This is a genomic window from Mangrovibacillus sp. Mu-81 (assembly GCF_036867415.1).
In the GTDB taxonomy this organism is placed as follows: domain Bacteria; phylum Bacillota; class Bacilli; order Bacillales; family Bacillaceae_B; genus Rossellomorea.
Window position 1 is genome coordinate 259772 of sequence record NZ_JBAJHU010000002.1, and the last position, 21317, is coordinate 281088.

The 21317-nt window shown below is 42.1% G+C and carries 16 protein-coding genes; 2 read left to right on the forward strand and 14 right to left on the reverse strand.

Annotated features, from left to right (window positions below; all coding sequences use genetic code 11):
* The 8 genes from V6B33_RS05025 to V6B33_RS05060 all read right to left on the reverse strand — a co-directional run bounded on the left by V6B33_RS05025 (position 1) and on the right by V6B33_RS05060 (position 11488).
* Positions 1-363 carry a PilZ domain-containing protein gene (locus V6B33_RS05025; protein ID WP_334216653.1) on the reverse strand — a complete coding sequence of 121 codons (363 nt, stop codon included), beginning with the start codon at positions 361-363 and terminating at the stop codon, positions 1-3.
* Positions 360-2087 carry a sensor domain-containing protein gene (locus V6B33_RS05030; RefSeq protein WP_334216654.1) on the reverse strand — a complete coding sequence of 576 codons (1728 nt, stop codon included), beginning with the start codon at positions 2085-2087 and terminating at the stop codon, positions 360-362. The genes V6B33_RS05025 and V6B33_RS05030 overlap by 4 nt, the downstream gene beginning before the upstream one ends.
* Before the next feature lie 66 nt (positions 2088-2153).
* Positions 2154-5699, reverse strand: coding sequence for an EAL domain-containing protein (locus V6B33_RS05035; protein WP_334216655.1), 3546 nt, complete (start codon positions 5697-5699; stop codon positions 2154-2156).
* A 52-nt stretch (positions 5700-5751) separates the two neighbouring features.
* Positions 5752-5997 carry a hypothetical protein gene (locus tag V6B33_RS05040; RefSeq protein ID WP_334216656.1) on the reverse strand — a complete coding sequence of 82 codons (246 nt, stop codon included), beginning with the start codon at positions 5995-5997 and terminating at the stop codon, positions 5752-5754.
* A 387-nt stretch (positions 5998-6384) separates the two neighbouring features.
* The gene (locus tag V6B33_RS05045) at positions 6385-8523 is read right to left on the reverse strand and encodes a LuxR C-terminal-related transcriptional regulator (protein WP_334216657.1); all 2139 of its coding nucleotides are present in this window, start codon (positions 8521-8523) and stop codon (positions 6385-6387) included.
* Positions 8508-8762, reverse strand: a complete 255-nt coding sequence (locus V6B33_RS05050) for a hypothetical protein (protein WP_334216658.1) — start codon at positions 8760-8762, stop codon at positions 8508-8510. The genes V6B33_RS05045 and V6B33_RS05050 overlap by 16 nt, the downstream gene beginning before the upstream one ends.
* A 13-nt stretch (positions 8763-8775) precedes the next feature.
* Positions 8776-10203: an ATPase domain-containing protein gene (locus tag V6B33_RS05055; protein WP_334216659.1), complete on the reverse strand. Its 1428-nt coding sequence runs from the start codon at positions 10201-10203 to the stop codon at positions 8776-8778.
* Positions 10204-10585: 382 nt separating this feature from the next.
* The gene (locus tag V6B33_RS05060) at positions 10586-11488 is read right to left on the reverse strand and encodes a DMT family transporter (RefSeq protein WP_334216660.1); all 903 of its coding nucleotides are present in this window, start codon (positions 11486-11488) and stop codon (positions 10586-10588) included.
* A gap of 258 nt (positions 11489-11746) precedes the next feature.
* Between V6B33_RS05060 and V6B33_RS05065 the strand changes: the two genes are divergently transcribed.
* Positions 11747-13819 carry a bifunctional 2',3'-cyclic-nucleotide 2'-phosphodiesterase/3'-nucleotidase gene (locus tag V6B33_RS05065; protein ID WP_334216661.1) on the forward strand — a complete coding sequence of 691 codons (2073 nt, stop codon included), beginning with the start codon at positions 11747-11749 and terminating at the stop codon, positions 13817-13819.
* Between the two features lie 174 nt (positions 13820-13993).
* The gene (gene murB, locus V6B33_RS05070) at positions 13994-14914 is read left to right on the forward strand and encodes a UDP-N-acetylmuramate dehydrogenase (RefSeq protein WP_334216662.1); all 921 of its coding nucleotides are present in this window, start codon (positions 13994-13996) and stop codon (positions 14912-14914) included.
* A gap of 107 nt (positions 14915-15021) precedes the next feature.
* Here murB and V6B33_RS05075 read toward each other — a convergent pair whose 3' ends face one another.
* The 6 genes from V6B33_RS05075 to V6B33_RS05100 form a co-directional block, all read right to left on the reverse strand.
* A complete protein-coding gene (locus V6B33_RS05075; RefSeq protein WP_334216663.1) occupies positions 15022-15147 on the reverse strand; it encodes a hypothetical protein in 126 nt (41 codons plus the stop codon).
* 83 nt (positions 15148-15230) lie between these two features.
* On the reverse strand, positions 15231-15692 hold the full coding sequence (locus V6B33_RS05080) for a hypothetical protein (RefSeq protein WP_334216664.1): 462 nt from the start codon (positions 15690-15692) through the stop codon (positions 15231-15233).
* 102 nt (positions 15693-15794) lie between these two features.
* Positions 15795-16694, reverse strand: a complete 900-nt coding sequence (locus V6B33_RS05085; protein ID WP_334216665.1) for a helix-turn-helix domain-containing protein — start codon at positions 16692-16694, stop codon at positions 15795-15797.
* Positions 16695-16858: 164 nt separating this feature from the next.
* A complete protein-coding gene (locus tag V6B33_RS05090) occupies positions 16859-17800 on the reverse strand; it encodes a helix-turn-helix transcriptional regulator (RefSeq protein ID WP_334216666.1) in 942 nt (313 codons plus the stop codon).
* A gap of 653 nt (positions 17801-18453) precedes the next feature.
* Positions 18454-19383: a manganese-dependent inorganic pyrophosphatase gene (locus V6B33_RS05095; protein ID WP_334216667.1), complete on the reverse strand. Its 930-nt coding sequence runs from the start codon at positions 19381-19383 to the stop codon at positions 18454-18456.
* Positions 19384-20209: 826 nt separating this feature from the next.
* Positions 20210-21274, reverse strand: a complete 1065-nt coding sequence (locus V6B33_RS05100; protein WP_334216668.1) for an SDR family oxidoreductase — start codon at positions 21272-21274, stop codon at positions 20210-20212.
* Positions 21275-21317 lie beyond the last annotated feature (43 nt).

Sequence of the window (21317 nt, forward strand, 5' to 3'; positions counted from 1 at the left end):
TTATGATTCGTTTTCTTTGACCAGAAGCTTAAGGTCTTCTGTAATCAATTCCTCAAGATTTTCCTCTTTCACGAACTCTACGCCATACAGGAAGCCTTCGCCGTTAAGCTTTTGCCAAACGAGGATGCCGGAAGCGACTATAATCCCTTGATAAAGAGTAAACTCCAATCGGACCGTCACCTTTTGCTCAACAGGTATATCAAATGAAGAGCTTAGTTTGCATCCATGAGGACTGATATCAACCAGTTCCCCTTCTCCTTTTCCTGTATTGATCCTGATATGCTCGACGCCGACAATGGATAGCGAGCATGGAATCGGCTGTGGAAACGTATAACGATACGATTCCTCCCTTTTAAAGATCATGGGCATATACTCCTACTATCGGTTATTTCTTCTTGTTTGTAAAGATGGTAATTATTTCTTCCTTTTTCTTTCGCTTTATACAATGCTTCATCGGCATATTTTATGATTTCTTTATAGCTTTGTTCATATGGAGGGTAAAAAGCGATGCCAATCGAGGAAGTCGTGGTGAAAACATGCTCTTCTATCTCCCATTCTTCCTGCAGGCAGCCCATGATCCGCTGAGCGATTGGCAGAATCTCATCTTCCGCTTTCAATTCAGGGATCAGAAGAACAAATTCGTCCCCGGCAAATCGTGCAAGCACATCTTCTTCCCTCAAGCAAGACTGTACCCTTTCCGCAAATTTGACCAGCAATTGATCGCCAATGTCATGGCCCATCGTGTCATTTACCTTTTTGAACCTATCCAGATCCATGAATAGAACAGCGAGTTTCGTTTGAGTACGTCTTGCTTCATCCATCGCTTCCTTCAGTCTGCTAATAAAGAGAGTTCGATTCGGAAGACCAGTCAAATGATCATACAAAGCAAGCTTTCTTAATTTATCTTCATACAGTTTACGCTCGGAGATGTCACGTCCTTCAGTAATGATGCGTACCATTTTCCCGCTTTCGTCAAATACAGGGGTCCCGACCGAATCAACCCAGACCCAATCCCCGTTTTTCTTGGCTGCCCTTATTTCGATTGACGCCGACTCTTCGGAATGAGTGATTTTATGGATGAGCAGATCGATTTTGTACATATCTTCCTGATGAAGGAAACATTTAATCGATTTATTCAGATAATGATCCGGATCGATGTTCAGGATGTGCTGATGGGAAGGGGATGCGTAAAGGACAGTACCCTCGAGATCAAGCACTTTAATTAAATCGGATGAATGTTCGGCAATCAGACGGTATTTCTCTTCACTTTCCTGAAGCTGATTCTGCACTTTCTGCTGGATGGAGACATCTTTATAAATGACGACTGCTCCGCTCCACTTGCCGGAATCATCGTAAGTCGGGGAATAGGATGCCAGAACATCGACTAGCTTCCCTCCTTTGCATACACGTCTTGCCGTATGGGACGGGATGCTTTCCCCCTCCCTTAAATGTGCCAGAATTTCTCTGATATCATCCCAATAACCCTCGGGGATGATCGTGATGCTCCTGTCATTGAACAGCTCTTCTTCCCTCCACCCCAACACTTCGGTGAACGCTTGATTTACATGGATAAAATCAGCATTTTCATCAATTGTATAGATAATGTCAGTCGTACTGTTCCACACAAGCTCCAGACGATTTTTCACAAACTCAATTTCTTTGTCTTTCATTCTGCGTTCCGTTATATTTCTCGCAATCGCGAGAATATGCGTACATTCTCCCGATTCTTTGAAAATAGGGGTCACCGTCGTTTCGAAATACATGGATTCTCTTGCAACATCAGAAGCTTCGCCGAATTGGAGACCAGGCATTTCCTCTTCATAGGTAAGCGGTCCTCCCTGTTGTATCGCTTCGTCGTACTTTGTGATCGCCAGCTTCGCAGTATGTTCATCGAGCACGTCAGACAAGTCCCCGCCAAAATCCTCATTCTTCAAGCCTGTAAATGTTTTCGCAGGATCATTGGCGAACATATATTGGTAGGAGCCATCCACTTTCACCTTTGATAGATACACCAGGTCAGAGATATTATTAAAAAATTTGAGAAAAAGATCAATATTCGTAATAACTTCCAAGATTGGAGTATTCATTTTCTTATTTCCCCTTAACTAACATATTTCAAATCAGATTACGAATGCATTGAACAATCAGGAATTCTACAAAGCTGGCAGAACGATTTTTACAGAGGTACCGATGTTCTCTTCGCTTTCGATTTCGATGCTCCCTTTATGCTGTTTGATGATGCGGAAGCAGAGCATCAGTCCCAATCCCGTCCCTTTTTCCTTGTTGCTATAAAAAGGTTCACCAAGCTTTTCGATTCGATCCTTACAAATCCCAATCCCATTATCGATAACCCTGAAAACGATGTTTCCTGCTGATCTGCTGGCCAACACCTTAATGAGCCCCCCATTTGGCAATGCCTCGATACTGTTCTTCACTAAGTTTATCAACACTTGTTTAATCTGGTTCAGGTCACAGTTCAGATGACCGACATCCTCTTTCACATCCACTTCTATCTGCACATTCATAAGATTGGCTTCCGAAGACAATAAAGTAATGACCTCTTTAATGAGCGTTTGTGGGTCTGTCACTTTCAGGTGGATTGGCTGTGGTTTTGCAAGAGACAGAAACTCCGCAACAATTTCTTCAATCCGCTCGAATTCTTCGAAAATAACACAGAAATAATCTTCCTTAATCAGCCCCTGCTGAAACAGTTGGATGAATCCCCTTATGGAAGTAATGGGGTTCCTGATTTCATGCGCCACTCCAGCTGCCAGTTCTCCAACTACAGAGAGTTTTTCGGAGTCCCAAAGAAGTTTCTCTGCTTTCTTTTTTTCGGTTATATCCCTGCCTACCGCCACAATCTGATCGACTTCTCCATCTGCCCCCATTATAGGTGTAACGGAAGTTTCAAGCAGCATCCATTCACCATTGGCATGGCCATAGCGGAATTCGACCTGGATCGGCTTCTTATGTGCAAGAATATACGTGAGGTTTTCAAACACATAAGGCTGGTCTTCTGGATGAAGGTAGTGGAATACGTTCAGCATTTCCGGCATCTTGCTGGCCCGATAACCTAGTACAGATTCATGAGAGGGAGAGGCATAGAGCAGATTGCCTTCCACGTCAATGACGCTGATCAAGTCAGACATATTCTCAGCGATCAGCTTGTACTTTTGTTCACTCTCGCGCAAAGCTTCTTCTACTTTCTTTTGCTCAGTCATATCGATACAGGAACAGATGACCTCTTCGACGATTCCACCTCTTTTAATGGCCCTGAGCTTTGCCACATAGTGAACATCATTGATGATACCTTCATAGGAGACATTCTCTTCGCCTTCCCACGCTTTTGCATAATGAGCGTGTTTTCTCGTAGCTTCCTTTTCATCCAGGATCTCAAACAGATCCTTCCCGACGACTTGGTCCGGTATCATGCCGAATCGGTATAAAAGCTCCCCTTCACAGAATGTATGGACATAACGGTCGCCGACTTTTTTGTATTTAAGGGTCAGCCCCTCCTGGAGGCGGATTGTTTCGTGCAATTCCCTTCTTGCTTCGAGGACGAGTTCTTCTGCCCACATCCGTTCATTCAGTTCCTGGGAGATTCCGCTCTTCTTGACAATCTGCTGGACTTCTTCCATCATTCCTTGCAGTTCAGTTGGTGGAAGCGGTCTGCAGAATAAGAAACCCTGCCCCTCATCGCAAAGATGCTGCTGCAAGAATACCAGTTGCTCCTGTGTCTCGATTCCTTCCGCTACAACATTTAGATTCAAGTGGTGGGCCATGGAAATAATCGTCTTGACGATCGTTTCATCGTTCGGATGGTTGTGAAGCTCCCTGACAAACGATTGATCGATTTTCAATGTATCCACCGGAAAACGTTTTAAATAGTTTAACGAACTGAAACCTGTTCCGAAATCATCGATGCTGATCTTAACCCCTAACATTTTCAGTTTCTGAAGCGTTTTGATTGCGCGGTTTAAATCGGCCGTCATGCTTTCCGTGATTTCAAGTTCCAAATATTTTGCAGGTAACCCGGTATTTATGAGGACATTCTCAACGATTTTGACCAAATTGGTCTGGGAGAATTGCCTCGGGGACAAATTGACGGATACTGTCGTCTTCATCCCTTGTTTATGCCACTCCATATTCTGCCGGCAGGCTTCGTATAAGGCCCATTCACCGATCGGGATGATGAGTCCGGAGTCTTCCGCGATCGGAATGAATGTTCCAGGTGAAATCATGCCCCATTCTTTGTGGTCCCACCTCATCAGCGCTTCAAATCCGAGGATCATCCCTGTCTTCAGGCTGAGTTTCGGCTGGTAATACAAAACTAGTTCTCGGCGGTCCAGAGCTTTATGAAGTTCAATTTCCATCTTCAGTGGATTCACTTTCTCATCCAACTGTGATGATGAAAAGAATTGAAACGTTTTGTTTACGCTTTTTTTTGCCTGATACATGGCAAAGTCTGCGTGTTTAATCAGTTCGTCCACTGTTTTTCCGTCTTCAGGAAAAAGACTGATTCCAATACTTGGCGAACAATAGAGTTCATAATGATTGATCATAAAGGGAGCTGCCAATGTTTCCTGTATAGCTTTCGCGGCTTCTTCCGTCGTATGGATATTCGCATTCGGCAAAATCATGATGAATTCGTCACCGCTTTGTCTGAAGAGAAGGTTTTCTGAACTGGATATTTCTTTTAACCGTAAAGCAACTTGTTTCAAGAGGAGGTCCCCGATATGGTGGCCCATGCTATCATTCACAATTTTGAAACGATCAAGATCGATGAACAGCACGGCAAGCTTTTCATTCAAAAAACCGGCGTGGTCTATTTCTTCCTGCAGACGGTTTTCCATTTTGTAACGGTTGGGCAGGCCGGTCAGGTAATCATGAAATGCACGGTGCATGATGTCCTGCTCATATTTTTTGCGATCCGAGATGTCTCGGTAGTTAACGACGATCCCTCTTACATTTTCATCTTCGAGCAAATTCGTTACATTCGCCTCACAATGAACGATCCGCCCGTCACGTGCAATCATCTGAAATTCTTCTTTTACCATCCCATTCGGATTCTGAAGGAGTTCCCCAAGCAGCCGCTTTGCCTTCTCTGCATCTTTCTCAGTCATATAATCAAAACAGCTGGTCCCGATGACTTCATCTACTTCATATCCAAGAACGTTGCAGATGGATGGGCTCTCGTAGGTGATGATCCCGTTTGCATCCAATAAGGCAAACACATCGACAGAATGCTGCAGGAGTGATTCGAATTTCGAGTTGTTTCTCCTGACAACCTGCTCAAGCTCCTTATTATCCGTTATATCCTTGGCTGTTCCATACGCGCCGATCACCTCGGTCTCATACTTAGCAGCGACCATCGTGATCGAAACATACCGGATTGTACCATCCATTCTCACTATGCGGAATTCTCGATTCTGGATCTCCCCCATCAACGCTCCTTGAAAGTATCCTTTTACTAGAGGCAGATCTTCATGATATATGTATGAAGAGAAATGAGAGTACAATAATTGATCTCTATCCGCACCAGTAAGAATCTCAAGTCCCGGATTTATGTCTACAAAGTAACCTTCTTCATCCAGGAGGAATAAAGCATCAGGGAAATTTTCGAATAACTGTTTATAGTAATTGCTTTTATTTATTTTCTCGATTTTTTCTCCTTTTTGAATCGTTATGAAATTTTTCATCTTCATCCCTCCGAATTACAGTGTCGTTTAAATATGTTAAATAGATTTTACATTAATCTTTTACGCCATGGGGTAAGGTGATGATCGTGATGCTGGGTCTTTTATACTGATAACAGAAAATTGTTTCATCGATAATCAGGAATTCCATCTCTATTAGTTGATTGATTATTTCTTTTCTTGTGGTTTCTTCCTCCAGCTGAGGAAGCAGTTTTTTTAATTCCATATCGTGTATTGAATTCATTTGAATGAATAGCAGCATGAGTTTAGAAGCAAGTAATGACTCCAGATGAGTATTCACTGGACAACAATACCTTTCTTGACGGCACTGTGCATGTACTCTTTCCTTTCAGGTGAAAGTGATTTTATGATTACTACTATTGTCACTTAATGTCGGTTTTGCGTATATCACCTTTGATTCTTATTTTTGTATGGATTATATATACGAATACAAGGACTATTATCCTACAAATGTCATTCATCACATTGAATTTAGATTTTTCTCCTCTGATGAAGTAGCTTAGCAAGGAATGGGAACTCCATTGAACCCTTGTTGCAATGGGGCAAACTGACAATTTGTCTAATGCTTCCTATACAGCGAATTCCTCCAACGGTAAAAATAGGAACCATTTCCTATTAAGATTTAGAGAATAGTCACAAAAAAAAGAACCCGCTTTACACGGGATCTTTAGTCTTCGGCAGGAGAATATCCTAGCTTATATACTTTAGCGATCGCTTGTGAGCGGTCTGTAACTCCAAGCTTTTGAAGAATCTTTGTCATATGATTTTTGACGGTATGATCACTTATGAATAATTCCGAGGCTATTTCCATATTACTATGCCCTTTTAACACCAGATTCAGTACATCGATTTCCCGAACGGACAGCTGGGTAATCTCTTTAAGGTCTTTTGCATCTACTCTTTTCATTATAGGCAAGCCGCCACTCTCATGCCTGGATAGTGAAATTTGACTTACCACAACGTCCTGATGGCTGACGTATTCGAAGAATTGATTCTTAAGTTCATCGGAAATATGCGGTAAGTCACCAAGCACATTAATGTTCTCTCCTTGTTCCACATAGGCATGGATGAGAGAAAGAATTTCACTGCCTTTGTTCGTTATACTTGTTTGGTCATTTCGCTTATAGAATTCGATCAAAGCAGACTTGATTGAAGCATCCCTTACAACCTCTTCCACAATCTCGCTATTGTATTCAACTAACAGACTTGCTTGCGAAAGGATTTTTTGCTGATCTTTGTAATATCGGTTCGTAAAGCCCTCGGCTATTTCTCTTATCCGCATGGTCCGTGTATGTTTTTCCGGGCCGAGTTGGGATAGAATCGACTGCAGCATCGTAAACACATATTCCGACGAAACGGAGCTTCGATCATTTTTATGAAGATGCATCGATATGCTGCCAGCCACAGCCAAGCTGGATAAGAAAGATTCATAGTTTTCCTGATTACTCTTAGGGTGACATCCTACGCATAGGACACCATAGAAATGATCATTAAAGACCAATGGAAATTCAAGTACCTTTTCCCCCCAGCTTGTCTGGTTAACCTCAGGTTGGGAAACGTCCAGATGATCCGTTCTCTGATTGGACACCCTGTATGCTACATCGCTTCCATAATCATTGATTTTTTCTGCTGTAAGACCTCTCGAAACGATTTCCACTTTCGAGTTGTGATCTATCGGTTTTGAAACGATGCATGCAAATGGACCTCGAATGACGTTGATACTGATGTCCACAAGGATATAGAGAACACGTTTTATGTCTTCAACTGAGGTAATGACCCTGAAAATTTCATTGAACGTCGACAGCTCCATTAAATGATTTTGAAGATCTGTACGCAAATTTTTCGTAGTCAAGACAATACTCAAGATAGAGGCATTCAATTTGGCGTGCTCACGTGATCCCTTCTCTTCAAGCTCGTTTTCATAACTTCCTCCGAAATAGGCACCTTTTACCTGATGATCGCCAAAGACTGGTATGCAGAACAGACTTTTTATTTTCATCCCGAATTTTTTAAAAAGGAGGTACCTGGGATCCATGGATGCGTTTTTCCAAAACTGAAATTGTTCGATGGCAATAGTATGACCAAGGAACCCTTCTCCCAGGACAAACGCATGATCTCTCATCCATTCCGTATTTAACCCTTCAATGTACTCTACACAATAATCTCCGTTTCCTTCCTTGCCTTCCAGTGCAAGTCCGATAAAGTCGATATTGCTGTTCGTTGAGAGGATGTCCTTTACCAATGTATCCGCGATGACACCGTCCTGCCTGATTAATTCAAGACTTTGCTGGATAACCCCGAATTTCTTATTGTTCCTTGACTTCTCATCATGCAAAGTCAAATAATCTGACATGATGTCTGATGCTTTTTTGACCAATTCCATCTTTTCGTGTTTTTCTTCATCCGTGTTTTCAGAAACAGCCTCCAGTGCATTCGCAACTTTTAATGGCTCTTCTATAAGTGTTTCCATATTAACTTGAACGAAATTTCTTGAAGACTCTTCGAAAATATATCCTGCAAACAAATAATACGTCAGCTTGTTATTCACATTGATAGGTGAAAGAATGTACTTGGCCCCTGAGATCGAATCCAAGAGCATAGCCGTTTTTATCGTTCCCAACGGTTCCATTGCTTTAACGACTGCTTCCCTTGCCTTATGTCTCGCAAAGATCATCTTTGAAAAATCGTCCCTGAAAGAAATATCGGTCACCCGTTTCCCCTCTTGATCGATTAAGACCATCGTCAGATTTGCCAGACTTGCATATGCTTCCTGGATATCCTGCAGAAATGCTACATTCCGTTCCATGCAGAGCCCTCATTTATATCAACCCAAACGGGCTGTATATACCGGTAAATGGACTGTGCACCAGTGCCGATTACTTCAAGGATTGTATTCTCGACGAGGGCGTCGAGAACGGGGCGCAAATCCTCAAGGTTACGGCCTAATCGTACCGCCAGCCCTTCCAATGTCTCAAACGTATACGGATTTTCCTGAAAAAACAGAGTACATTCTATTTGCAATGAATTTAATTCAAAAGACACCATTTTAGGTCTCCTCCTAGACAAGCCTTATATAAGGCTTTGAATGAATGTTTTCAACAATTAAAGGATGTGACATATTTCCATAAGGAGACTTATTCACTTGGAAGTATTGATAATTTCCATCCACCCACGTCTGGAAAACACCATTACTTGTTCTTTCTAAGAAACTTGCCGTTTCTATGCCCATTTCTTTAAAGTTACACAGTGCAAGCATCGAGATGCCCGCAGCACTTGTATGTGCTACTTCTTCTGCAAAAAAGCTGTTCATAAACTCCTTGCCTCTTTGCGACACGAGCGTGTTCAGATCATAGTAAACAAACCAGTTTTCCCCTCTTTCAAGACTTTCAATGATGATTGGAGCCATTTTTTCTTTGATGAAACCTTTAAACTCATCATCGTTTAAATGATTCACATGAATGACGGCGGATTCATAGCCTTCAGGGACCGGTCTGTTGTAATGTTCGAAGAAATAAATTTTCTTCAGTCTGACTAATTCCTTCATATCAATTCCGTACAGTTTGTATAGATCCTCCACTTCAGAAATGGTCGTCAAGCTCGACATCAGGAAGATGCAGTTTTCACCTGCATTGATCCTGCTCGCTCCTATGGAAGCAGTCAAGTATTTATAATTCGCTTTACTGTTCGTATCCAGTATGAACGTGGACCCTTTAGGAATACCCCCGCACACTAACCGATCCAGCGAAGGAATGCCGGTCGTCAATGCTTTCTGGTCCTCAGTGATCATAATATCTTCAAGCATCGAAAGAGCCGGTATCAAATAAACACCAGACTCATTTAAACGGTAAATATGTTCACCTTCTATAATCCTGCATCCCCTCATCTTAAGTACTTCCAGGGTCCGCTTTCTGTAAATTTCAATATGAGCCTGCAGGGAAAGCCGGATGACGCCGTCGACCACATAGCTCACAAACGGGATTTCTTCTTTATGTAAGGACGTCTGCTCATGAATTAAGAGAGTCGTTAAATTATATTTTCGCAGGATGTTTCTTAGTGTATAGATGATTTTCCGTTTCTCAACCTGATCGTTAATCCCAAAATGAAATAAATTCAAACTGTCAATCACGACGCGCTTGCAATTGATTTCTTTCACTAGCTGGTCAAACAGTCCGTTCGGATGCTTCATCTGTTCCACCAAGATTTCCGGTGACATGCAAACAACGCGCAGCTTACTTTCTTTTTCAAGCGCTTTGAGATCCCAGCCGAACGATTTCATATCTTTATAAATTTGATCGGGGAATTCTTCAAACGTGATATAGATGCCGTTCTCATTGTGAAGGTTGGCGCCCTCATACAAAAACTGCATACCTAAGATCGTCTTCCCTGTTCCCGGAGCTCCGTCAAGCAAGACGGTGGAACCAACAGGAAATCCGCCATTTAAAATCGTATCCAGACCTTCAATACCAGTTGACGTATAGTTATTCACTTATTTCTTTACCTCCATGATAATCAATTGTACATATCATATTTTACGATAATTTATCGACCGCAGTTGGAATTTAGAGGAATTACACTTATTTGGAAATATTCTGGATGGAGCTGTTAAAGAACGGAAAGTAACAATGGGTCCCAAGCATGGATGGAAGTTCATCGAGTCAATGTACAATTAGTTAATATATGTAGAAATTATAGTTTAGCAGATAGTGGATGAAATTGCTGAGGAGTGAGTATCGCTTTTCTAGTACCATTATACTAAAAGTAGATGCGTTTGGGTAGCTATTGACGAATTTAATCAAACGTTTGTTTAACCTCTGGAAACCCTGTATCTACAAGGTTTCCCATTCTTAATCAAACGTTTGTTTAAATCTTCAACGTGTCCCCACGGTAAGAGATGAAACGGTCTTTTTCGATTTTCTCGATGATAAAAACACACCTGCAAAAATGATGAGAAGTCCAAGCAGAAGATTATGCGTTACAGGCTCTCCCAGCAGCACCAACCCCCAGATCATCGCCGTCCCCGGTATTAAATAGGTGACGGTAGACGCGAACTCCGGGCTGCCTTTCGTCATGATGTAAAAATACAGAAGCGTGGCGATTCCTGAACCGAAGCAGCCCAGTCCGATGATGCCAAGCAGAACCTCGACTGACATCAGGCTGCCGATTGAAATCTGCTGGGTCACAAGCGTACCGATCAGTCCGATCGCAGCCCCAATCAGCAATTGGAACGTGGATATTGTGACGACAGTTGTTCCCGCCAGATATTTTTTCGCAAAATGGGAAGAAAATGCATAGCTCATGGTCGCCAGGATCATCGTCCCCACCCCGACGAAATCAGAAGTGAATATGCCGCTCACTTCAAAATTCATCAAAACTAAAATCCCAAGGAAACCGACCAATATGCCGATCCATTGAAAACTCGTCAATACGACAGAAAACAACAGAAACCCGATGAGACCGGTCCAGATCGGGGTCGTCGCATTCAAGATCGACGCTGTATTACTGTTAATCTGAGTTTCACTCAACGCGATCAGCGTCCACGGAAGTGCCGCGTTCCCGATGCCGACCACAATCAGCTTCCAAATCGGAAGTGGCTTCTTCTCCCCTTTTCGCCTCTGCATGAAAAAAATCGGAAGCAGGACGAGCGCCCCGGCGATACAGCGCAGGAAGACCGTTCCCCAGACCCCGGCAGGCTCGACCAGCCATTTTATAAATACAAAGGACATCCCCCAGATCAGGCTGAGTCCAATCAGCGCCATATATAATCGAGCCATATTGTTTCCTCCCCTCTTCCTTCATTAATATATGAAGTACTTGTGCAATTTAATAGATAATTAGATGTTATAACATAATTTTAATAGTATTATCCTATCTTATTTTCCCGTGAAAAGTAACCCCTTATTTCTTTTGGTATCACACTTCACGAAACCTTTACACTTTTCAGAAAAACACTACTATTCAACCATTCTATTTTTACATTTAAGTGCTACTATGTAAGTGTTTGCAATTAAATACATAATTTAGGGGAGATCATGTTGAAGAAAAACAAGAAAACAGTAGCCGTAACTGCTTTAGCCCTGGGACTTCTCATCCCTCAAGCCGCTCCTTCCATTACGTATGCTGATGTAATGGATCAGGATCTGGTCAAGCTTCGTATTTTAGAAACAACAGATATCCATGTAAACCTTGCTAATTATGATTACTATCAAGATAAAGAAACAAACAGCTATGGTCTTGTGAAAACAGCCACTCTTATAAAAAATGCCCGTCAAGAAGTAACTAACAGCCTATTATTCGATAACGGTGATCTGATTCAGGGGAACCCATTGGGTGATTACATTGCAAAGGTTGACCCACTTCAAGATGGCGAGACTCACCCCGTTTATAAGGCTATGAATCTGCTTGATTATGATGCTGCCAATATCGGAAATCATGAGTTCAACTATGGGTTGGATTTTCTAGAGACTTCTTTGAAAGGTTCTAACTTTCCATATGTAAATGCCAATGTTTATAAAGATGATGGCAATGGCGATCCGGCGGATGATGAGAACTACTTTGACCCATATACTATTCTTGACCGTGAAGTCGTCGATGAAGATGGTGAAACCCATATAATTAAAGTCGGTGTCATCGGCTTCACCCCTCCACAAATCATGCAGTGGGACAAAGCAAATCTTGAAGGCAAAGTTGTTGCAAAAGATATAGTGGAAACAGCCAATACATTCATACCTGAGATGAAAGAGAAAGGAGCTGACATCATTGTCGCGATCCCTCACTCGGGAATCGGAAATGTAACAGATGAAGGCATTGAAGAGAATGCTACTTTTTCCCTTTCAAAAGTCGACGGAATTGATGCAATCCTCTTCGGGCACTCACATGGTGTCTTCCCTTCTGAGTCATATGGAGGATTAGAGGGCGTCGATGTCAATAAAGGAACGATTAACGGAGTTGCTTCCGTCATGCCCGGTTATTGGGGAAGCCACCTTGGACTAGTAGACCTTGAGCTGGAACTAAATGACGGAGAGTGGTCAGTCGTCAACTCCCAGTCTTCCACCCGTGCGATCGCTGATAAAGATGGAAACCCATTAGTAAACCGGGATGAGGAAGTGTACGATGCGATTGAAGACGACCACAATCACACCATCGACTGGGTAAGAAGCGCAGTCGGAAAAACAACGGCTCCGATCAACAGTTATTTCGCTCAGGTAAAAGATGATCCTTCCATTCAAATCGTGACGAACGCGCAAAAATGGTATGTAGAAAATTACATAAAGGGCACGGAATACGAAGGACTGCCAGTGTTATCTGCCGGCGCTCCTTTCAAGGCAGGGACACGTGGCGATGCCTCTTACTACACAGACATCCCTGCCGGCGAGCTTGCGATTAAAAACGTAGCCGACCTTTATTTATATCCCAATACACTTCAAGCCGTGTTAATAGATGGAGCCCAGGTTAAAGAATGGCTTGAAATGTCTGCTGGACAATTCAACCAAATCGATACTTCAACTTCTGAGGAACAATCTCTGGTAAATGGGGATTTCCGTTCCTATAACTTTGACGTCATTGACGGTGTGAACTATGAAGTTGATGTCACGAAACCCGTTCGTTACGACACGGATGGCAAACTCATTAACGAGAATTCCCACAGAATCAAAAATCTTACGTACAACGGCCAGCCGATCGATCCCGATCAAAAGTTTATCGTTGCAACGAATAACTACCGTGCAAGCGGCGGCGGACACTTCCCGGGTATCGACGGAACGAACATCATCATCCAGTCACCTGATGAAAACCGCAATGTGATCATCGATTACATCATGGAAAAAGGAACGATCAACCCTGAAGCTGACGGAAACTGGAATTTCGCTGCTATCAAGGGAAATATAAATGTCGTATTCGAGACTTCTCCTGAGGCTCAGAAGTATATCCATGATTCAAGAACCTATAAGTATATCAGCACAGAAGACAGTGGCTTCGCAAAGTATTCCATTAAGTTCAAGCAAAGCGACGCGACAAATCCGGGACAGGAAAAGAAGGAATCAAAAGGCAACTTTTTGACGAACTTCATTTCTTCTATTGCCCAAACATTTGATTTCATTAAATGATCATCCTGAACCTCCTTTATGGGGGTTCTTTTTCAATCCATCTAAAACACTACCTTTTTCGCTGTTTTCACTCTCCCAGCCGAAACCATTTAACTTTCATGGGTTTTCATCATATAATGGAGGGTAGAATGAATGGATAACCAGAGAAAAATATTTTTATGGGACTGATCATAAATGTACAATAAGGAAACGGTTTATAAAGAATTATTGAATGTAATGCATGAAGACAATATCAAACGCGATGAATTGCTTAGAAATCATTTATATACGAAGCTTGGCGGGAAAGCGGATTTCTTCCTTACGCCGACAACGTATGAGGAAGTTCAGAATATCGTGAAGCTTTCCAACAAGGTGGACGTACCGTTTACACTGCTCGGGAACGGTTCGAACCTGATTGTCAAAGACGGGGGGATCCGCGGTATCGTTCTTCATCTCGCGAATTTCGATGAAATCAATACAAACGACCAGCAAATCGTCGCACAGAGCGGTGCTGCGATCATTGATGTGTCGAGAAGAGCGCTGGCTGAACGTCTGTCCGGTCTTGAGTTTGCATGTGGAATACCGGGAACGGTCGGCGGCGCCTTGTTTATGAATGCCGGGGCTTACGGCGGGGAAATCAAGGATGTACTCGACTACTGCTATGTTGTGGACCGTCACGGTGAATTGATAAAAAGGACGGCTGCAGATCTTGAACTCGATTACCGTCACAGCAATATTTCGGAAAATGGCGATATCGTCCTTGAAGCGACCTTCAGCTTGAAGCCTGCTGAATACGATGATATTAAAGCAATCATGGATGATCTGACACATAAAAGGGAATCCAAGCAGCCGCTTGAATATCCTTCTTGCGGCAGCGTTTTCAAACGTCCTCCGGGTTACTTTGCAGGAAAACTGATCCAGGACAGCGAGCTGCAGGGTACGAATTTTGGCGGTGCCGAGGTTTCCACCAAGCATGCAGGATTCATTGTGAATAAAAACAATGCATCGGCCAAAGATTATATATCACTGATCGAGCATGTACAGAAAACAGTGAAGGAGAAGTTTGATGTGGAGCTTGAGCGTGAAGTGCGGATTATCGGTGAGGATTTGGAATAAATGATGGGAAGTCAGGTCCATACCGGGCCTGGCTTTTTTATGCAGCAGTCATTCAAACAAAAAACAGCCTAATAAAATTAGACTGCCGGAAGTTTATAGTAGGGACATTATCTTTTTTTACGAACAGGTGCAGGCTTGGGTTTACGGAATTGGCGGACATTCGTGTTTTGAACTTGCTGGACTTTAGCATCCAGCTCTAACATTTCCCGAGCTTTCACGTATAATAGTGACAAAGCCTATCCCTCCTTTGTAAAATAATCTTATTATTCTCTACATACCCTGACTTTTCGTTATAAAACCTGAAAATTTAAAATAATCAAAAATCGTAATTCCATAAAATTTTCCATTCCCCTTTTTCCTGTGCAACATAGCAAACCTGACTGATAGTCATCTCCCCAAACTGACTCTCAAACAGTAAATCCACCTTGGCCGACCTCACATCTTTGAACACCGGGCCATCCTTACTGAAGGGAAACTTCTTTAATGTCTCAATTTTACCCACCTCCACCTCGAAGGTGTCCACCCCCATGTGACCGAGGAACACATGGTTCTTTGTTTGGATATAGCTTGATTTTCCAAATTTCTTCTTCATCTCTGAATGAAACATCTCCCACGAATTCCCGAAATCTCCCTTCTGTTCATAATCATAAAATTCCTCGATGACCTGCTCCGGAGATCTCTCCCCACCGCCACCAATTACGCTGATAAAGAGGAAAATAAGAATGATGCCGCCGATGCCCATAAGCAAAAGAGGAAGTGGATTTTTCCTTCTCCTCATCCCTTCACCCCTGTCTGATGCGTATACATACATTTTTATGTTGGACATCTTGCCGGTATGTGATATTTCAAAGGGGGAATGTGAAAAACCTTCATGTACAAGTCATGAAGGCTGCATTTCTTTCTTTATTATTATCTCTTCTTTTTTCTTGATCAGATAAGTTAAATATTTTTTATCCCTCAGCATTTCAAAAATCAAGAAGGATTGATCCAGGTACTCCAGCGCTTTATCGTAGGATTCTTCCAATTCATAATTATAACCGATATGATAATGCAATTGTCCAAGTCCATACAGGTGTTCTTCTTCAAGACACCATTTGATTGCTTCTTCACAGCGTTCGATTGACTCCCTGTACTTTCCCAGACGGGTCAACACTCTGGCGATATTATAAAGCAAACGGGTTTTAATGGATTTATCGTTCAGCTTGATATTTGTTTTCAATCCCTTTTTCACCCTGTTATAAATGTCAAATGATTGATTATAATTTTCCCCTGAAAATTCAAGAGCACCAATACTCAGCAGGATTTCCATCTCCCTTTCTGACAATGCCTTCTTTTGGTCATATGTCAGATGAAAGGCTTTATAGAACGTTGAAATTGCCTCTTCTCTTTTCTTTTCGACCTCGAATATGTAGATTCCTTTATGCCACAAAAGAAGTTGAAGGTTCTCATTGTCTTTGATGAATATCGGGTTCTTCTCTTCAGCCTTTACCATCTCCATCAGTTCTTCAAATTTCAACTTGACCCTCAGCTTCTTTAATTGCCGATCAACTTCTTGAATATAATCGAGACGCGGTGTCATACCGATTTCAAAGAAATAGTTCACGTCCACCCCAAGCTTTTTCGAAATTTGATAAAGAGCTGTAGCATTTGGATAGATATCCCCTTTTTCAATCCGGCTGATCAGTGCCTGCGTACAAATACCCTCACCCAGTTCCCCTTGGGTCAATCCGACAACCTTGCGGAGTTCTTTAATTTTTTTACCGATTAGAGAGTAATCCACATATTCACTTCCCTGCATATTCTCTTCTGAAAAATATTAATATATTTATATCTTATCAGAAATCAAGATGATTATTTAGAAAAATCAGCTTAAATCCCTGTACAGGAGCCCAGATGTCAACTACATGTTATTTCAATATATGTTTTAATGAATTTAACGACAAATTACAATACCTGTTGACGGCACTTCTCTTTGTGGGGAGTGCTCTTTTTTAAATTTTTTTCTATTTTGAGAATCAATTCTCCCTTCTTTGAGGTGATGAATGAAGCCAGCTTTTGATTATATTGCAGCTCAAATAGCATTGCTGCTTTTTCCAGGTAAGGCAATGCCTCTTGGTAACGCTCTTGCAACTCATGATTGTAACCTATATGATAATTCAATTGAGCAAATCCATATAAGTGTTCCTCTTCAATTATCCATCTAATCGCTTCTTGACAATGTTCTGTCGACTCTTCATACCTTCCCATTCTGGTAAAAACCCGGGCAATATTATAAAGGAGCCTGGTCTTGATCGCTTTATCACTTAGCTGTGAAGTAAGGTAAATCCCTTTCCTTACGCCTTCATAAATTTCTAACGCCTTATCATAATTATTGCGGCTGAATTCGATGATTCCCATACTGATTGAGATTGACATTTCTCGCTCCGACATTACTTTCTTTTTATCGTAAGTCAGCATCAATGCTTTTTTCAGAATAGCGAATGCCCTCTCACTGTCTTTATTAACCTCGTTTACATATATACCGCGGTGCCATAATAGTAGCTGTCGATTATAGTTATCATTAATAAACAATGGATTTTTCTCTTCTACTTTAACAATCTCTAGAATTTCCTCGTAAAACAGCTTAATCCTCAACTTCCGGAGCTGTCTCTCCACTTCTTTAATATAATCCAATCGTGGCGTTGTACCTATTTCAAAGAAATAATTGACATCGACCCCAAGTTTTTTCGATATTTGGTAAAGAGCAGTCGCGCTTGGATATATATCACCTTTTTCTATTCTGCTAATAAGCGCCTGAGTACAGACCCCCTCGGCTAATCCACCCTGTGTCAGCCCGACATCCCTTCTCAACTCTTTAATTTTTTTACCTATAACAGAATAATCCACTACGCGAACCTCCTTGCACCTAAAATATTAATATATTTATATTTTATCAGAAAACGGGCTGATTTCTTACGATAATTCATTCATTTTAGTATCTGACTTACGCAGAACCGGAATACAAGTATTTTTAATCTATGTTTTAATATACCTAACGACAAATTACAATACCTGTTGACGGCACTTCTCTTTATGGGAAGTGCTCTTTTTTATGGTAAACATGAACGGTTGCTCTAAATGTCCACGCGCTAGAATATTAATATTTTAATATTCCTGAAGCAAACTGCTTTTTTTAAGAGATTCTTACCCAATCAGTCTATTTAAAAGCCCGAGAACAGAAATCCACTCATTTTCTATCTATGATTTAATATACGTAACGACAAATTACAATACCTGTTGACAGCACTTCTCTTTTTGGGAAGTGCTCTTTTTTTGGTTGAAATCTTTACATGTACCAGGTACATTTCTTGTGATTTGTACCTGGTACAATCGGAGTTGATTGTGCCATTTGAGGAATTTGCACCTGGAACAAATTAAGAGAATTGTGTCTGGAACAATCGTATTGGTTTGTGCCAGGCACAACAAAAATCTCCAGCCACCCGCAGTATATCCAAAAAACAAAAAAGAAGCAGCCCTATAGACCGCTCCCTTTCAAATATTCATCCCTTCATCGCATCCGTCAGCACAGGCACGATCTGCTTCTTGCGTGAAACTACGCCCTTCAACAATGCTGTGTTGTTTTCAAGCTTCACATTGAATGCTTTTTCCACTTCTGCTGTTTTGCTTCCAAGTGCGAGTGCTTTTGAGTCGTTTTCAAGGATGTCCGTCACGACTAACAGGAACAAATCCAGTCCTTTTTCCTTGATCAACGTTTCCATCGCAGCTTCCAGTTCCGCTTGACGGCCGAAGACATCATTCGTATCGACGACGTTCACTTGAGCAACTTCCACTTTCGCCGTACCCATGGAGAATTCCTTGGCATCAAGGGTCACGAGCTCAGCGATTGATTTCGAGCTCATATCCGCACCGGCTTTCAGCATTTCAAGGCCGTATTCCTGGGCGTCTACGCCGGCGATCTCTGCCAGTTCCTTTGCTGCTGTCACATCTTCATCTGTGCAGGTTGGTGATTTGAATAACAGGGAATCGGAGATGATTGCTGACAGCATCAATCCAGCCATTTCCTTCGTTACGTCCACACCTTTTTCCTTGTAGATCTTATTTAAAATTGTTGCCGTACATCCAACCGGCTCTGCACGGTAGTACAACGGATCTGCCGTTTCGAAGTTCGCGATGCGGTGGTGGTCGATGACTTCAAGGACGCGGACCTCTTCAATGTCCTCCGCACTCTGCTGGCGTTCATTGTGATCGACAAGAATGACCGTATCCGTTTCATTTGCTACCGTTTCGACTAAACGCGGTGCTTCTACCTTGAAGTAGTCCAGTGCGTATTGCGTTTCACCGTTTACGTCCCCCAAGCGGACAGGCTCAACGTCCATTCCGATCTTTGATTTTAAGTCAGCATAAACCAGGGCTGAAGTGATTGTATCCGTATCAGGATTTTTGTGACCGAAAATTAGTGTTTTACTCATGTTCATTCTCCTTACTCTATGTATTTTAATGCTGGGATTATCTCTTTTACATTTTTCTATAGTACCATATTTCCCTGCTTTTTTCGTCAGTTTATTGATGATTGGAGGCAAAAAAATAGAGGTATTACTTTATATTTAATCTTATGGGATGACAACGCAAAATACAAATAACAGGAAGAAATTTACCATTTAGTGAGAGGACTTCCTTCTAAAATCTGTGATACAAATTAAAGATAAGGAGGTGAAGATAATGGAACAGGCTTTAAAGGCAGTCAGAGAATTGCAGGATCAAATTGCTAACGTTCAGGACCAAGTGACAAAAGTCCAGGATTAAGTGACAAGTGTTCAAAATCAAGTTACGAGTGTACAAGGTCAATTGACAACATTTGAGGCAAATGTAAATGAACGATTTGAAAGGCTGGAAGGTCGCATGGACAAGCTGGAGAACCGTATGGATGGATTAGAAGCCGTATGGATAAAATTGATAACCGCATGGAGAAGCTTGAAACAAAAATGGACATCGTTGATGAAAATCAGCGCAATAGCCAGGACAACATCATGACCCTCGTGAAAGAGAATTGGGAACATTAGAAAGACCTTCAAAAAGTGAAGCGGCGAGTGGGGATGGATTTGATTTGACTTCTTTACTACATACTCCAGTTGGTGCCTCTTATTCCTTCAAATTACTATCTCATAAAGAAATCCCGCCATCGAGCTCGCTTATGGCGGGATTTTCCGGTTATTGTTCGTTAATTCATTTTTATTACACTTAATTCAACCAGTCAAAAAGAAAAAGCAGAGGACCATTCACCTGCTTTTTTCCACCCTATAAAATTGCTTTTCTAGTATCACCGTACCCCGCCAGAATAATCATTCCGATCATCTCCTCAGTCATATCCAGATGAGCAACGCCAGTCCCCCGGAGCAATTCCTGCGTATTCCGGTCGTCGAATGACAGGTTTCCGGCAAGATAGTCTTTGAATACGTCGACAAGGCTGTTCAAACGGATTTCTTCTTCGTCCAGCTGCTCATCAGCATGTTCCACGACAGACAAGCTATGGAAATCCAGTGCTTCCTTTAACAATTGAAGCAGTTCATAGTTGGTCGGCGGTTCCGGATTGGTAATATGATAGATTTTATCCGCATCAGCCTTCTGCGGTGCCAGGCTCAGGATATCGGCGACATAATCGACGGGAACCAGATTGGAAGTGCCGTTCTTTGCAGCCACCAATCGGTATGTTCGATCTCCCCCGCTTCTCCTTGCTGTCTTTCTTTTAAAGACAGCAAGTGCACGCATGAAACCGTAAAGTGTGAACTGGGAATCCGCCTCGCCTGTCTTCGAATCCCCCACTATGATGGCGGGTCTGAAGATGGAGACGTTCATCCTGTCCCGGTAAGAGAAGACGAGGTGCTCGGATTTCACTTTGCTTTCTTCATAAGGGTTGTTGAATTCTCCGTTTGAAGGATATAGTTCCTCTGCCCCGTGAGTCAGTTTCCCGACTGTGTATGCTGTACTCACATAGTAGAAATGTTTTGCCTGCAAGCGGCTGGCAAGGTCGAGAATGTGTTTCGTCCCGTCGTAGTTGGCTGCAAATAATTCGTCTCTTAAATCGAGATCGAATTTTACCAGCGCCGCCAAATGGTAGACGGCATCTATTTTATTTGTCAGCCACTCGATGTCTTCCGGCGGCAGACCGGCCATCGGATACGTAATATCGCCTTGGAAAATATGGATTCTGCGCTGGTCGGACGATGAAAATGAGTCGCGGAGGTTCTCTGCTTTTTCTATGTTCCGCACTAAAATAAAGACTTCATTCTGTTTATCTTGTAAAAGGTTCTTGATGAGTTTTCCGCCAAGAAAACCTGTGGATCCAGTCAAAAATAGGTTCAAACTAATCACTCCTGTTGTGAAGTCGCCACATTTATTCACCCTA